This is a genomic window from Streptomyces sp. NPDC046379 (assembly GCF_055587785.1).
Genome location: NZ_JBVJFP010000009.1, coordinates 90,154 through 105,120, shown reverse-complemented (window position 1 = coordinate 105,120; position 14,967 = coordinate 90,154). Strand labels below are relative to the sequence as shown.

Here is a 14,967-nt window from a genome sequence, read left to right as displayed (position 1 = left end):
CCCTCACCGCAAGGAACCCCCGTGACTCCCGTGACCAGGCTCAGCGCCGAGATGCTGGCAGCGGACCCCGTCGAGCCGATCACCTCGGCCGGCCACGCCCAGCTGGGCATCGCCGTGCTGGCGGGCATCGCCGTCATCGTCCTGCTCATCACCCGGTTCAAGCTGCACGCCTTCCTGGCGCTGACCATCGGCTCGCTGGCTCTCGGAGCCTTCGCCGGGGCGCCGCTCGACAAGGCCATCGCCAGTTTCACCGCCGGACTGGGCTCCACCGTCGCGGGCGTCGGCGTACTGATCGCCCTCGGCGCGATCCTCGGCAAGATGCTCGCCGACTCCGGCGGCGCCGACCAGGTGGTGGACACCGTCCTCGCCCGGGCGGGCGGCCGGTCGATGCCGTGGGTGATGGTGCTGATCGCCTCCGTGATCGGCCTTCCGCTGTTCTTCGAGGTCGGCGTGGTGCTGCTGATCCCGGTGGTGCTGATGGTCGCCAAGCGCGGCAACTACTCCCTGATGCGCATCGGCATCCCGGCGCTCGCGGGCCTGTCCGTGATGCACGGGCTGGTGCCGCCCCACCCCGGCCCGCTGGTCGCGATCGACGCGGTCGGCGCCAACCTCGGCGTCACCCTGGCCCTCGGCGTCCTGGTCGCGATCCCGACGGTGATCGTCGCAGGCCCGCTGTTCGCGCGGTTCGCGGCCCGCTGGGTGGACGTCCCGGCGCCGGAGCGGATGATCCCCCAGCGCGCCTCGGAGGACCTGGAGAAGCGGCCGGGCTTCGGCGCGACGCTGGCGACGATCCTGCTGCCGGTGGTGCTGATGCTCGCCAAGGCGCTGGTCGACATCGTGATCGACGACCCCGAGAACACCGTGCAGCGCGTGTTCGACGTGATCGGCTCGCCGCTGATCGCGCTGCTGGCCGCCGTGCTCGTCGGCATCTTCACGCTGGCCCGTCCCGCCGGGTTCTCCAAGGAACGGGTCTCCGGGATGGTCGAGAAGGGGCTCGCGCCCATCGCGGGCATCCTGCTGATCGTCGGCGCGGGCGGCGGCTTCAAGCAGACGCTGATCGACTCCGGTGTGGGGCGGATGGTGCTGGACATCTCCGAGGACTGGTCCATCCCGGCGCTGCTGCTGGCCTGGCTGATCGCGGTGGCGATCCGGCTGGCGACCGGTTCGGCGACGGTGGCGACCGTCTCGGCGGCCGGACTGGTGGCGCCGCTCGCGGCCGACATGTCGACCACCCACGCCGCCCTGCTGGTCCTGGCCATCGGCGCCGGCTCGCTCTTCTTCAGCCATGTCAACGACGCCGGTTTCTGGCTGGTGAAGGAGTACTTCGGCCTCGACGTCGGGCAGACCATCAAGACCTGGTCGCTGATGGAGACGATCATCTCCGTGGTCGCGGGCGCCGTGGTGCTGCTGTTGTCGCTGGTCATATAGCGGGCGGGAACGGCGGCGGCGTTCAGCGGTCGCGCCGCCCGCCGCGTACGCGGTCATGCCGCGCCGAGCGCCCGGTCGCGCGCGGCGCGGAAGGCGGTGCAGGGGTCGCGGTCCGGGTAGGACCACGGCTGGGGGGTGGCTCGGCCCCCGATGCGCTGGAACAGGGCGGCGGCCTCGGCGTCGCGGCCCTCGCAGCACTTGGCGTGGGCGAGGTAGTTGAGGTCGACGAGGCGGCGCGGGTGGCCGTCGTGCTCCCACTCCAGCCACCAGTCGAAGGCGGCCTTCATCGCCTGCCGCGCGCGGCGGCCGGCCCAGTGCTCGGAGGCGGCCGGGTCGGCGGGCTCCAGGCCGGCGGCGGCGAGGGCCCGGTAGCGCTCCGCGTGCGCGACGACCGGCAGGACGGCGAGCGGGGAGTCGGCGGGGGCCTGCTCGGCGGCCCAGTCGGCGAAGTCGTAGACCTCGTGGAGCGGGTCGGACCCGGCCCCGGCCCGGCGCTCGGCGAGGCGCGCGACCATCAGGTGGTGGGCGTGATGGTGCTCGCGGTGGCGGGCCCGCACCTCCTCGAAGCCGCGGACCACCGCTTCCTCGGGGCCCAGCTCGCGCTCCAGCATGAGCAGGCCGAGCCAGGGGGTCGGGTCGGCCGGGAGGCGTTCGGCGGCGGCGCGGCAGGACTCGCGGGCGCGCACCGGCTCCTCCTTGCCGAGCAGGGCCCGGCGCACCTGTGCCAGGGCGAGCAGCACGGGGGCGTCGGCGGAGTCGGGTTCGGCGAGCAGCCACGCGCGGGTCCAGGCGGCGCAGTACGGTTCCGACGCGAGGACGGCGACGCGGTGGCCCCGGCGGTCCCAGTCGTCGCCGGTGCGGGCCAGCAGGGAGCGGGCGACCTGCCAGCGCCCCTGCGCCAGGGCGGCGCGGGCGGCGCCCAGCTCACCGTCGTCGAGCGCCGCGTCGAACGCCCGCTCGGGGCTTTTGCGCCCGCGGCCCGGAAGTGGTGGGGGTGGGGACACGCCGGACTTTCCTCGAGGTGACGATCGCGGTCATCGGCCGCCTGCGCCGATCCCGCACAGCAAATCCATAGCCAACGCTTTCCGTCAAGCTCGAACGGAATATGACAGGCTTCAACCACCGGATGAATGGCGGGAATTGATCGACCCGCCGATGCGCCGGGCCGAGGGGATCTTTGCAGTCGCCAGGGCTCCGCGGGACCCCGGCGTGACCCAGGTCATGGCGTCCTCACCGGCCGGCGCCCACGATGGCCGGGCGGTCGCGCGCCGCCCTCCGGCCATGCCGGGCGCCGCGGCCGAGCCCGCCGACCGGCGCGCATCGGCGCGGCCGGGTGACCATCGAGGTAAGCGGTTTGTCGTTCCTGGTACTCGCTCTCTCGCTCGGCGCCGCCTGCTGCCTCGGATGCGGTTTCGTCCTCCAGCAGGAGGCGGCCCGGCACGCCCCGCGCGGCGACTTCCTCTCGCCGCGGCTGCTGCTCGACCTGGCCCGCGTGCCGCACTGGCTCGGCGGCATCGCGCTGATGATCGCCGGGACGGCGCTGGGCGCCGCCGCCCTCGGCGCGGGCCGGCTCTCCGTGGTGGAGCCGCTCCTCGCGACGAACCTGCTGTTCGCGCTCGCCCTGTCCCGCCGCCGGACCCGGCAGCCGCTGGGCCGGCAGGGCTGGTCGGGGCTGGTCCTGCTCGCGGGCGGGGTGGCGGCGTTCCTGGTGGCCGGGCAGCCCCACGGCGGCACCCCGGCCGACGACGCGGTCCGCCCCTGGCCCGTCGTGGGCGCGATGACGGCCCTGGCCCTCCTGCTGACGGCCCGCGCGCGGCGCTGCCCCGGATCGGCCCCGGTGCTGCTGGGCCTGGCGGCGGGCCTGCTGTACGGCGTGCAGGACGCCCTGACGCGCCTGAGCGGGCAGCGCTTCGATGCGGGCGGCCTCCCGGCGCTGCTGACCGGCTGGCAGCCGTACGGCGTCGTCCTGCTCGGCGTGACCGGGCTGATCCTGGTGCAGAGCGCGTTCGAGGCGGGCCCGCTGCGCGCCTCGCTGCCCGCCCTGACCGCCGCCCAGCCGCTGGCGGGCATCGTCTGCGGCGTCGCTTTCCTCGGCGACCGGCTGCGCACCGACGCGGGGGCCCTGGCCTGGGAGGCGGGCGGGCTCGCGGCGGTCGTCACCGGCATCGTCCTGCTCGGCCTGCACCCCGCGATGCCGCAGGGGCTGCCCGGCGCCGGCCCGGACCCCCGCCCTGCGCCCGGCCGAAACCGGCGGCCTGCTTGGATGGGTCCATGAGCGCCGCTGACGAGATCCTCGACGTCGTCGACGAGCACGACCACGTCGTCGGCCGGCTGCCGCGCGGGCAGGTCTACGCGCGGGGCCTCACCCACCGCTGCGTCTTCGTCCTGGCCCGCGACGCGGCCGGCCGGGTCTTCGTGCACCGCCGCACGCCGACGAAGCTGGTCTTCCCCTCGCTGTACGACATGTTCGTCGGCGGAGTGGTCGGCGCCGGCGAGTCCTACGACGACGCGGCGCTGCGCGAGGCCGAGGAGGAACTGGGCGTCGACGGACTGCCCCGGCCCGAGTTCCTGTTCAAGTTCCGCTACGACGGAGCCGGCGGCAGCTGGTGGTCGGCCGTCTACCGGGTCCGCTGCGACCTGCCGGTGCGCCCCCAGGCGGAGGAGGTGGCCTGGCACGCCTTCCTTCCCGAGGAGGAGGTCGAGCGCCGGCTCCCCGAGTGGGAGTGGGTCCCGGACGGACTGGCGGCCTACGAACGTCTCCGGGCCCGGCGGGAAACGGCCGGATAGGGTCGGACGCGTGATCGAACTCGTGCGGAACGTCCGGCTCTGGTTCGCGCCCGGACAGGTCGGCGAGGAGGGCGAGACGCCCGACTACCGGTTCTCGCTGGCGAACGAGCGCACCTTCCTGGCCTGGCTGCGCACCGCGCTCGCGCTGATCGGCGGCGGCTTCGCGGTGGACCAGTTCCTGCCCGACCTGGGCCGGGGCTGGCGGATCGGGCTGGCGCTGGCGCTGCTGGCGTCCGGCGTGCTGTGCGCGCTGCGCGCGGTCAACCACTGGGTGCGGTGCGAGCGGGCCATGCGGCGGGGCGAGGACCTGCCGGTGTCGCGGTTCCCGGCGCTGCTGAGCCTGGTGGTGGCCGTGGTGGCGGTCGCGATGGTCGTCGTGGTGCTCGCGGGCGGCGAGGGATGACGGGCGGGGACAGGGACCCGGGACCGGCGGCGACGGAAGCCGGGGCCCGGTCCCGGACGACGGAGGGGGACAGGGACCCGGGGCTGCAGCCGGAGCGGACCCGGCTCGCCTGGCGGCGCACCACGCTGTCCGGCACGGTCGCCGCCGTACTGGCCGTCCGCAGCGCCCTGCACGCCGGCCCGTCGCCCGCCCGCGTCGTCGCCGCGGCCCTGTGCTGCGCCCTGTGGCTGGGCTTCCTGCTCCTGGCCCACGCCCGCATCCGCACCCTGGCGGCGACCGGCCGCCCCGCGGCCATGGCGCCCCGCCACGCCACGGCGGCCACCCTGTGCACGGCGGCCCTGGCGGTGTGCGCGGCGGCCCTGGTCCTCTGACCGGACACGGGGGCGTCCGGGTCCCGCGCCCGCCGGCACGCCCGTCGGCGACCGGCCGCACGACTTTCGGCCTATCGTGGCTCCGATCACGTTCGCGCGACACTCTGGACGGCATACCGACCGGTCGGCATCATGAAGGCGTCCCGTTCACGCGTCCGTAGGAGCGACGATGGCTTCCGACCACCCGCCAGGCCTCGACCCCGACCGGCTGCGCGGTCTGCTCGACCGTGAGCTGCCGGGGCTGGTGTGCGGCCCGCTGACCGGCCGGCTGATCGAGGGCGGACGGTCGAACCTCACCTACGCGGTCACCGACGGCGTCTCGCGGTGGGTCGTACGCCGCCCGCCGCTCGGCCACGTCCTGGCCACCGCGCACGACATGAAGCGCGAGCACCGGGTGATCAGCGCCCTGCACCCCACGCGCGTGCCGGTGCCGCGGCCGGTGCTGCTGTGCGAGGACGAGGACGTGCTCGGGGCGCCGTTCTACGTCATGGAGTTCGTGGCGGGCACGCCGTACCGCACCGCCGGTCAGCTCGCCCCGCTCGGCCCCGAGCGCACCCGGGACGCCGTGCTGAACCTGGTCGACACGCTCGTCGAGCTGCACGCCGTCGACCCCGCCGAGGTGGGCCTGGCGGACTTCGGCCGGCCCGAGGGATTCCTGGACCGCCAGCTGCGCCGCTGGGGCAAGCAGCTGGACGCCTCCCGCAACCGCGACCTGCCCGGCATCGACGAGCTGCACGCCGCGCTCGGCCGGGAGCTGCCCGTCTCCCCCGCCCCCGCGGTGGTGCACGGCGACTACCGGCTCGACAACGTGCTGATCGGCGAGGACGACACGATCAGGGCCGTCCTCGACTGGGAGATGTCCACCCTCGGCGACCCGCTGACCGACCTCGGTCTGCTGGTGATGTACAGCAGGCCGCTCGGCATGCCGAAGTCGCCCGTCTCCACCACCGCCGAGGCCCCCGGCCACCCCGCCCCGGCCGAGCTGATCGAGCGGTACGCCGAGCGCTCGGGGCGCGACGTGTCCGCCGTCTCCTGGTACACGGCGTTCGCCTGGTTCAAGCTCGCCGTGATCCTGGAGGGCATCCACTACCGCTACACGCTGGGCCAGACCGTCGGCCGCGGCTTCGACCGCATCGGCGAGCTGGTGCCCGTCTTCATCGAGCACGGACTGCACACTCTCCAGGAAGGCTGACGCCATGGACTTCGCGTTCGACGCACGCACCGAGGAGCTGCGTGCCAAGCTGCTCGCCTTCATGGACGAGTACGTGTACCCGGCCGAGGCCGTCATGGAGGAGCAGCGGTCCGCGCTGGCCTCACCCTGGGACACCCCGCCGGTCGTCGACGAGCTGAAGGCCGAGGCGCGCCGCCGGGGCCTGTGGAACCTCTTCCTGCCCGACGCGGAGCACGGCGCGGGCCTGACCAACCTCCAGTACGCGCCGCTCGCCGAGATCACCGGCCGCAGCCCCCAGCTCGCGCCCACCGCGACCAACTGCGCCGCCCCGGACACCGGGAACATGGAGGTGCTGGCCCAGTTCGGCGACGAGGCGCAGAAGAAGCAGTGGCTGGAGCCGCTGCTGGCCGGCGAGATCCGCTCCGCGTTCGCGATGACCGAGCCGGAGGTGGCCTCCTCGGACGCCACGAACATCACCACGCTCATCGAGCGGGACGGCGACGAGTACGTCATCACGGGCCGCAAGTGGTACATCTCCGGGGCGATGAACCCGGACTGCAGGATCTTCATCGTCATGGGCAAGACCGACCCGGACGGGCCGGACATCCGCCGCCAGCAGTCCATGGTGCTGGTCCCGCGCGACACGCCGGGCGTCACCGTGAAGCGGGCGATGCAGGTGTTCGGGTACGAGGACCACTGGCACGGCGGCCACGCCGAGGTGATCTTCGACCACGCGCGCGTGCCCGTGTCCCACCTGATCGGCGAGGAGGGCGGCGGCTTCGCCATCGCCCAGGCGCGGCTCGGTCCGGGCCGCATCCACCACTGCATGCGGCTGATCGGCATGGCCGAGCGGGCGATCGAGCTGATGTGCCGGCGGGCGGTGTCCCGCGAGGCCTTCGGCAAGGCGCTGGCGCAGCAGGGCGTGGTGCACAACTGGATCGCGGACGCGCGCGTGACGGTCGAGCAGCTGAGGCTGCTGGTGCTGAAGACGGCGTGGCTGATGGACACGGTCGGCAACCGGGGCGCCCACACGGAGATCCAGGCCATCAAGATCGCCACGCCGCGCGCGGTGGTCGACATCATCGACCGGGCGATCCAGCTGCACGGCGCGGGCGGGGTGAGCCAGGACTTCCCGCTGGCCGAGCTGTACGCGGGGGCGCGCACGCTGATGATCGCCGACGGCCCGGACGAGGTGCACCAGCGGTCGCTGGCGCGGCGGGAGCTCAAGAAGTACGTGTGACCCGGCGGTGAGCAGCGGTAAGGGGCGCCGGCCGTGGCCGACGCCCCTTACTCGGGCCGCGTGCTCGGGCCGCGTGCTCGCGCCGCGTGCTGGCCCCTTGCTCATGCCGCGCGAGCAGGCCCCTACGGCCGCAGCGCCCGCAGCAGCAGGTCGGCCAGGTGGTCGGCGACCTCCTGGGGGCTGAGCGGGCCGTCGGGCCGGTACCAGGTGGACAGGTGGTGCACGGAGCCGAAGTGGTAGTCCACCACCAGGTCGGCCGGCGTCGCCCGGGAGAAGACGCCCGCCTGCTGGCCCTCCTCGATGAGGGCCCGGAAGCGCTCGTGGTAGCGCCGCCGCTCGGCACGCACCTGCTTGTTCTTCTCCGGGCTCAGCTGGTGCATGGAGCGGAAGAAGATGGACGCGTCGTCGAGGTTCTCGATCGTGGTGACGACGACGTCGGCCGCCGCCGCCCGCACCCGCTTCTCGATCGGCTCGTCGGCGTCCGCCAACGCGTCGAGCCGCTCCTGCTGGACGCGCAGCACGCGCGCGTACACCTCGTGCAGCAGGTCGTCCTTGGAGCCGAAGTAGTGGTACAGCGCCCCCTTGGTGACGCCGGCCGCCTCGACGATCTCCTGCACCGAGGTGCGGTCGTATCCCTGCTCGGCGAAGAGCCGGGTGGCGGCGGCCAGGAGCCGCTGCGGCACCGGAGTGCCGTCTCCGTCCGTCGTCCTGGGCACTGCCGCCACCTGCCTTTCGTGATGTCCTAGCGACTTGCGCGGGAACGGGAACGCAACTCCCGACGGAGGATCTTCCCACTCGCCGTCTTCGGCAAGTCGGGCAGGATCTCCACCTGCCGCGGGTACTTGTAGGCGGCCAGTCTCTCCCTGCAGTACGCGGCGAGCGCATCCGGGTCCGCATCCGCCCCCGGCCGCAGGCTGATGTAGGCCTTGACGGTCTCGCCGCGGTACCCGTCCGGTACGCCGACGACGGCCGCCTCGCGCACCGCCGGGTGGGTGTACAGCACGTCCTCGACCTCGCGCGGCCACACCTTGAAGCCGGACGCGTTGATCATGTCCTTCTTGCGGTCCACCACGTACAGCCAGCCCTCGGCGTCCATGAACCCGATGTCCCCGGTGCGCAGCTCGCCGCCGGGGAAGGTCTCGGCGGTGGCGTCGGGTCGCCGCCAGTAGCCGGGCACGACCTGGGGTCCGCCGACGACGATCTCGCCCTGTTCGCCGAACGGGACCTCGTCGCCGTTCTCGTCGACGATCCGGACGACCGTGTCGGGTCCGGGCACGCCGACGGCGAGCGTCCCGGACCCGGGGTCGACGGGCGCCTCGCGGTGCGGCGGGACGGCGGCGCAGGGCGCGGTGCACTCGGTCAGCCCGTAGCCGTTGCGCAGGTAGGGGCCGAATCCGGCCCGGAACTTCTCCACCAGGGCGGGCGGCAGCGGGGCGCCGCCGGAGGAGATGATCCGGAAGGAGGAGAAGTGGTCGCGGGTGGCGGCGGGGTGGGCGGCCAGCGCCATGAAGGCGGTGGCCGGGCCGACCGTGTAGTGCGGGCGGTGCTCGGCGAACGCCTCCAGCACGGCCCCCGGCTCGAACCGGTAACCGAGCACAAGGGTGCCCGAACTGTTCAGGCAGGCGCCGAACTGGCAGACCATGCCGGTGATGTGGAACAGCGGCGCCAGCGCGTAGTAGACCGGCGCCTCGGGCAGACCGAGGCCGGTGCGCTGCCGCTCGGCGTTGTACATGATGTTGCCGTGCGTGTTAGTGGCGCCCTTGGGGGCGCCGCTGGTGCCGGAGGTGTAGCTGATCAGGGCGGTGTCGCCGGGGCCCGGCTCGCGTCCGGCCGGGGCCGGGTGGCCGTGCCGGGCGACCGCGGTGAGGTCGTCGGCGTCGGGTGCCTGCGGCAGCCGCTCGAAGGTCAGCACGCGCGTGTCGCCGCGCTCCTGGAAGTCCAGTTCGCAGGCGGTGAGCACGATGCGCACCGGTGAGCCGGCCGCCGTGCCGCGCAGATACGACTCCCAGGCCCGGTCCGAGCAGATCAGCGCGGCCACGTCGCCGTCGGCGAGGACGTGCCCGACCTCGCCCGACTTGTACATGGGGTTCACCGGGACGACGACCGCGCCGGCCTTCCACGCGCCCAGCACGGCGAGCACGAAGTGCGGCGAGTTCTGCAGCAGCACGGCGACCCGGTCACCGCGCTCCAGCCCGCGGGCGGCGAGGTGCCCGGCGACGGAGTCGCTCAGCTCGTCCGCCTCGCGGTAGGTGAGGCGTCCGTCGAAGTAGGCGAGGAAGACCCGCTCCGGCGTCGTGGCGGCGGCCCGGCGCAGGGCGTGGACCAGGGAGTCGGCGGGGTCGACCGGGGCGCGCTGGACGTCGTTGAGCAGGTCCAGCCAGGGCTTGGCCGCGTAGCGGGAGCCCGCCGCGGTCACCGGGACGCCTCCCACTTCTGCTGGACCTTGTTCATGCCCGCCAGCCAGCGCTCGGGGACGGCGGCCCGGGCCTGGTAGTACTCGGCGACCTCGGGGTGCGGCAGGATCAGGAAGCGGTCCTCCGCCATGCCCCGGAACAGCGCCTCGGCCACGTCCTCCGGCTCGATCGCGGTCGGCACGAGCACCAGCTCGCCGGCGCTGCCCGCGTCGGTCAGCATGTCGGTGCGCACGCCCTGCGGGCAGATGGCGTGCACCTTCAGACCGCGGTGACGGTAGGTCAGGGAGAGCCACTCGGCGAAGGCGTAGGCTCCGTGCTTGGTGACGCTGTAGGGGGCCGCGCCGATCATGGTGAGCAGCCCGGCCGCCGAGACCGTCGACACGAACCGGCCGCCGCCGCGCTCCAGCCACTGGGGCAGCAGCGCGTGGGCCGCGCGGACGTGGGCCATGACGTTGACGTCCCAGGCGCGCGCCCAGACGTCCTCGCCGGCCGCCTCCGTGCCGCCCGAGGCGACCCCGGCGTTGGCGCAGTACACGTCGACCGTTCCGCCGAGGGCGTCGCGGGCGTCGGCGACGATCGCGGAGGCGTCGCCGGGCACGGCGATGCCTCCGATCTCCTCGGCGACCGCCTTCGCCCGGCCGGCGTCGAGGTCGTTGACGACGACCCTGGCCCCCTCGGCGGCGAAGCGGCGGGCCAGGGCGGCGCCGATGCCGCCTCCCGCACCGGTGACGACCACTCCCGCATCCTGCACGGCTTCCACGATCGGTCTCCTTCGACGCGACGACACCACACGACTACGACTGGACTGCCACGGGACCACCACCCGACCACGACCGCCGTCCGTCCCGGCATACGGCGGGACGTGCGGCCGGGCATGCGACCGGGCATGCGGCCGGACGGCGACAGACTAACCAGTCGGTATGTGCGGAGGGAAGGGTCGCGGCCAGGCAGAAGAAGCCTCGCCCGGACGGCGTCTTCCCCTCCCCCTCCGCTGCGCCTAGCGTGCCCATGCCAGCCGCCCCACGGTCACGGAGGTCACCCATGCACCTGTCCCGACGCGGTCTGCTCGCCACGGCCACAGCCGCCGTGTCCCTCCCGGCGGCAACCGCCGCCGCACCCCCTTCCCCCGCCGCGGGCCGCCGGCCCCTGCGCACGGGCTTCGAGCGCCTCGCCGCCGCCGGGTACGCCCCGCTCGACGGCGAACGGGTCGGCGTCGTCACCAACCCCACCGGCGTCACCCGCGACGTCCGCCACATCGTGGACGTGATGCACGCCGACGACCGGGTGAACCTGACCGCCGTCTTCGGCCCCGAGCACGGCTTCCGCGGCACCGCGCAGGCGGGCGGCTCCGAGGGCCGCTACGACGACCCCGCCACCGGCCTGCCGGTCTACGACACGTACCTCAAGAGCGGCCGGCCCCTCGCCGACGTCTTCACCGCGTCCGGCGTGGACACCGTCGTCTTCGACATCCAGGACGTCGGCGCGCGCTTCTACACGTACATCTGGACGCTGTACGACTGCATGGAGGCGGCGCGGCTCGCGGGCAAGCGGTTCGTGGTGCTGGACCGGCCGAACCCGGTGTCCGGGCGGTCGGCCGAAGGGCCGGTGCTGCACCCGCAGTTCGCCACGTTCGTCGGGCGGCAGCCGATCGCGCAGGCGCACGGCATGACGGTCGCGGAGCTGGCGCGGCTGTTCAACGGGGAGTTCCTGAGCGCGCCGGTGGAGCTGGAGACGGTGGCGATGACCGGCTGGCGGCGCTCCGACTTCCACGACGCCTCCGGGCTGCCGTGGGTGCCGCCGAGCCCCAACATGCCCACACCGGAGACCGCGCTGGTGTACTCGGGGACCTGTCTGTTCGAGGGGACCAACCTCTCCGAGGGGCGGGGCACCACCCGGCCGTTCGAACTGCTGGGCGCGGAGGGCGTGGACGGGCGGTGGGCCGCCGCCGCGAACGCCCTCGAACTGCCCGGGGTGCGGTTCCGGGAGGCGTACTTCGCACCCACGTTCTCGAAGTTCCAGGGGAAGACGGTCGGCGGGGTGCAGCTCCATGTGCACGACCGGGCCGCGTTCGACCCGGTGCGCACGGGGGTCGCGCTGCTGGTGACGGCGAAGCGGGCGTGGAGCGGGTTCGCCTGGCGCTCCGACCACTGGATCGACAAGCTCACCGGCTCCACGCTGGTCCGCACGATGATCGACGCGGGCGCGGAGCCGGACGAGGTGGTGGCCGGCTGGCGGGAGGAGCTGGCCGCGTTCCGGCGCACGCGGGCGCAGTACCTGCTCTACCGGTGAGCCGGTGGGGGCGGCGGTCCGCCGCCCCCACCGGCCGTCGGCCGCCGTCAGCGGTGCGAGGCGAACTCCACGACCTGCTGGTACGTCGGCCGGTTCTGCCAGCTGACGGGGCCGTGGGTGATGCCGCCGAGGGCCCGGTGCACGATCGCGTCGGCGCACCACTCGTCGCCCGCCGCGCAGTGCTCGTCGCCGGGATACACCTGGGCCGGCGTCCTCGCCGCCGCCTCCTTCAGCGTGGCGGTCAGGACGTCCCGGCAGCCGGCGAGGTCACCGCCGCCGCAGTACGCGCGGGCGAGCGGTCCCTCGACCCGTTCGCCGAGCACCCTGCGGATGTCCTTGTCGACGTAGCTCCACCAGCCGTACTGGTAGGCGCTTCCGGCGTGGGAGCCGGTCGGCCCGTGCGCGGCGGACGGGGACTCGTCCACGGGCAGGTTGGCGGTGAAGGCGCCGTACAGCCCGCTGCCGAGCCCCGGTTCGAACGCGGCTCTCCCCAGCAGCGGCCACCAGGCGTCCAGGATGCGGATCGCGTCCGCGTGGGCGTACGTCCTCGACCCCGGCGAGGTCTCCTGGCGCCGTGCCCCCGCCGACACCCAGGCGGCGAGTTCGCCGGCCGCGTCGGCCACCGCCGGGTCGGTCGCCGGCGCGCTGTTCACGACCTTCAGCAGGCCCGGCAGCACCTGTTCGGCGCGCAGGTCGGTGAGCCCGGCCTCGGCCATCGCCCGGACCAGCCCGGCCCGCGTCACCCCGCCGGCCCGCACCAGGGCGCGCACCCGGTCGTCCAGCAGGTCGCCCCGGTGCACCGAGCCGTTGCCCCAGGACGCGGCGGTGTAGTCGCGGGCGAGCTTGTTGTTCCAGGAGACGTAGTAGTCCTGGCCGACGGACTGCGGATGCTGCGCGGGCGGCGTGTAGGCGGCGGTGTTGGCGTCCGGGTCCCAGTTCCGCCACTCGTACGCCGGGCGCGCCCACACCGGGAACTCGGCGTCGACGCCGCTCGCCCGCACCGGGTTGTCGCCGCTGTTGTAGTAGGCGGTCTCCTCGGAGTCGGCGTAGAACCAGTTGAAGGTGAAGTTGATGTGCTGCACGGCCGTTTGGAAGCTCTCCGGTCCCGTGACGTGGCCGGGGTCGTTCAGCATCTGGAAGCCGATGATCGAGTCGGCCTCGTGCAGGTACGACGAGCGCAGGGTGGTGTGGGCGACCTTCTTGCCGCCGACGGTGGCGCGGTGGGTGACGGGGCCGTACGCGGTGCGCCAGACCCGCATGGTGTAGGAACCGGCGGCGGTGCCGTCGGCGACGGTCGGCTTCCAGGCGTTCCTCTGCTCCACCTTCTCCATGGGCGTGCACGTCCCGCGGAAGAGGTAGTGGTGGTCGTCCTGGCACAGTTCGACGGCGTAGGCGTCGATGATGTCCTGGCCGGAGGTGGTCGCGCTCCAGGCGTAGTCCTGGCCGCGGCCGAGCTGGACGTAGAAGCTCAGGCCCGCGAAGGAGGCGCCGCGGGCGCTGATGCCGGGGCCCTGGATCTCCTGGAGCATCAGCAGCTGCGGCGCGAAGTAGCCGGTCTGCGGCCCGAACACGGCGATCGGGTGCCCGCTCGCGGTGTGCTCGCCGCTGACCACCAGGGCGTTGGACATGCCCCGCCGCGCCGAGGCGACGGCGCCCGCGGCGGCGGAGGCCGAGGCGCGGGCGGCCGATGCCGAGGCCGCGCTGCCGGTGCGGTCGTGCACCAGCGGTTCGCGGGTCACCGAACCCGCGTCGGGCAGCGCGCCGCCCTGCGGGTCCGCGGGCCTGCCGCCGTACGGGAAGCTGCCGTCGTGGACGGTGAGGACGGCCTCCGGGTCGTTGCGCATCCGGAACGACTCCCAGACCCTGGTGCCCTCCACGACGCCGTACTTCTGCTGGGCGGCCAGCAGCGACAGCGCGTTGTTCACCTCTCCGCCGCCGCCCGCGCCGAACAGCGAGCCGACCACGGAGGCCAGGGCGATCAGGTCGGTGGGCTTGAAGCGCTCGATGGCGCCGGCGTTGGTGATCGAGTCCTTGTGGCCGGTCAGCACGTACTCGCCGGGGAAGTAACGGCCGCTGTCGGAGGCGGCGATGTAGGCGTTGATGCCGTCGACGTAGGCGTTGACGTCGGCGAGGGCCTGTCGGCCGCGCTCGCCGCCCCTGGCGACGGCGCTGTCGATCTGCGCCTGCAGGTCGGCCTCGGTGTAGGGGGCGTTGCGCCAGAACTCCTGTTCAAGGCCCTGGTTGGAGGGCGCGCCGCCGGCGAAGGGGGTGAGCCGGCCGCGTCCGACGTGCCGGAAGACGTCCATCAGCCAGAGCCGGTCCTGGGCCGCCGCGTAGCCGGCGCCGAACTCCGTGCCGTAGCGGGTGGTGCCGGTGATGTGCGGCACGCCGGTCTTCTTGTCCCGGACGATGGTGACGTCTGTGCGGCCGGCCGGGCGCAGGGTGGAGGCGACCTGGTCGGCGGGGACGCCGAAGGAGGCGTCGTTGAAGAAGCTGCCGAGCGTGGCGTCGGTGAGCGAGGGGTAGCCGGTGGCCAGGTTGGCGTAGGGCCCGAGCTGGTCGGCGGAGTGCGCGGGGCGGCTGCCGAAGGCCTGGTGGAGCAGGATCTGCGCGAGCGTGGCGTTGCCGTTCTGGCCGGGCGGCAGGATGTCGGAGCACCGGTTGCCGCAGTGGTCCGCGACGGCCGCCGCCGCGGACGCGGCCGGGGCCGGGGCCGCGAGCGCGGGGGACAGCGGGGACAAAAGGCCGGCAATGAGGACGCATACGGAAGCGGTCTTCAGGAACCCGAAAGCCGTGTGGGGAGTTCTCAGTCTGTCGAGCGCATTACGTGGGGCGCGCCATGGCATGGCAGCTCCTCCCTACGG

At 73.7% G+C, this 14,967-nt stretch carries 13 protein-coding genes; 8 read left to right on the top strand and 5 right to left on the bottom strand.

The window, feature by feature from the left end; genetic code table 11:
* Nucleotides 1-30: 30 nt before the first annotated feature.
* On the top strand, nucleotides 31-1,428 hold the full coding sequence (locus ACZ6KF_RS17520) for a GntP family permease (RefSeq protein ID WP_469159180.1): 1,398 nt from the start codon (nucleotides 31-33) through the stop codon (nucleotides 1,426-1,428).
* A 53-nt stretch (nucleotides 1,429-1,481) separates the two neighbouring features.
* On the opposite strand, the gene ACZ6KF_RS17515 is transcribed toward ACZ6KF_RS17520, so the two are convergent.
* On the bottom strand, nucleotides 1,482-2,432 hold the full coding sequence (locus ACZ6KF_RS17515; protein WP_469176500.1) for a hypothetical protein: 951 nt from the start codon (nucleotides 2,430-2,432) through the stop codon (nucleotides 1,482-1,484).
* Between the two features lie 350 nt (nucleotides 2,433-2,782).
* Between ACZ6KF_RS17515 and ACZ6KF_RS17510 the strand changes: the two genes are divergently transcribed.
* From ACZ6KF_RS17510 to ACZ6KF_RS17485, 6 genes are all read left to right on the top strand, one after another.
* On the top strand, nucleotides 2,783-3,703 hold the full coding sequence (locus tag ACZ6KF_RS17510; protein WP_356626944.1) for a DMT family transporter: 921 nt from the start codon (nucleotides 2,783-2,785) through the stop codon (nucleotides 3,701-3,703).
* Nucleotides 3,700-4,215, top strand: coding sequence for an NUDIX hydrolase (locus ACZ6KF_RS17505; RefSeq protein ID WP_356626943.1), 516 nt, complete (start codon nucleotides 3,700-3,702; stop codon nucleotides 4,213-4,215). The genes ACZ6KF_RS17510 and ACZ6KF_RS17505 overlap by 4 nt, the downstream gene beginning before the upstream one ends.
* Before the next feature lie 10 nt (nucleotides 4,216-4,225).
* The gene (locus tag ACZ6KF_RS17500; RefSeq protein ID WP_469159100.1) at nucleotides 4,226-4,618 is read left to right on the top strand and encodes a YidH family protein; all 393 of its coding nucleotides are present in this window, start codon (nucleotides 4,226-4,228) and stop codon (nucleotides 4,616-4,618) included.
* Entirely contained in the window at nucleotides 4,615-4,989 is a 375-nt protein-coding gene (locus tag ACZ6KF_RS17495; protein ID WP_469239135.1) for a DUF202 domain-containing protein, read from the top strand. Before ACZ6KF_RS17500 ends, ACZ6KF_RS17495 begins: the two co-directional genes overlap by 4 nt.
* A gap of 169 nt (nucleotides 4,990-5,158) precedes the next feature.
* Nucleotides 5,159-6,181 (top strand): phosphotransferase family protein, encoded by a 1,023-nt coding sequence (locus tag ACZ6KF_RS17490; RefSeq protein ID WP_469239133.1) that lies wholly within the window; start codon nucleotides 5,159-5,161, stop codon nucleotides 6,179-6,181.
* 4 nt (nucleotides 6,182-6,185) lie between these two features.
* Nucleotides 6,186-7,400, top strand: a complete 1,215-nt coding sequence (locus ACZ6KF_RS17485; protein WP_356626939.1) for an acyl-CoA dehydrogenase family protein — start codon at nucleotides 6,186-6,188, stop codon at nucleotides 7,398-7,400.
* 122 nt (nucleotides 7,401-7,522) lie between these two features.
* Here ACZ6KF_RS17485 and ACZ6KF_RS17480 read toward each other — a convergent pair whose 3' ends face one another.
* From ACZ6KF_RS17480 to ACZ6KF_RS17470, 3 genes are read right to left on the bottom strand one after another with little or no spacing between them, the layout of a single operon-like run.
* A complete protein-coding gene (locus ACZ6KF_RS17480) occupies nucleotides 7,523-8,116 on the bottom strand; it encodes a TetR/AcrR family transcriptional regulator (RefSeq protein WP_356626938.1) in 594 nt (197 codons plus the stop codon).
* A 26-nt stretch (nucleotides 8,117-8,142) separates the two neighbouring features.
* A complete protein-coding gene (locus tag ACZ6KF_RS17475; RefSeq protein WP_469159098.1) occupies nucleotides 8,143-9,816 on the bottom strand; it encodes a class I adenylate-forming enzyme family protein in 1,674 nt (557 codons plus the stop codon).
* Nucleotides 9,813-10,577, bottom strand: coding sequence for an SDR family oxidoreductase (locus ACZ6KF_RS17470; RefSeq protein ID WP_469159179.1), 765 nt, complete (start codon nucleotides 10,575-10,577; stop codon nucleotides 9,813-9,815). Before ACZ6KF_RS17470 ends, ACZ6KF_RS17475 begins: the two co-directional genes overlap by 4 nt.
* Nucleotides 10,578-10,855: 278 nt before the next feature.
* On the opposite strand from ACZ6KF_RS17470, the gene ACZ6KF_RS17465 reads away from it, so the two are divergent.
* Nucleotides 10,856-12,103 (top strand): exo-beta-N-acetylmuramidase NamZ family protein, encoded by a 1,248-nt coding sequence (locus ACZ6KF_RS17465; protein WP_469239131.1) that lies wholly within the window; start codon nucleotides 10,856-10,858, stop codon nucleotides 12,101-12,103.
* A 47-nt stretch (nucleotides 12,104-12,150) separates the two neighbouring features.
* On the opposite strand, the gene ACZ6KF_RS17460 is transcribed toward ACZ6KF_RS17465, so the two are convergent.
* On the bottom strand, nucleotides 12,151-14,949 hold the full coding sequence (locus tag ACZ6KF_RS17460; protein WP_469239123.1) for a penicillin acylase family protein: 2,799 nt from the start codon (nucleotides 14,947-14,949) through the stop codon (nucleotides 12,151-12,153).
* Nucleotides 14,950-14,967: the final 18 nt, after the last annotated feature.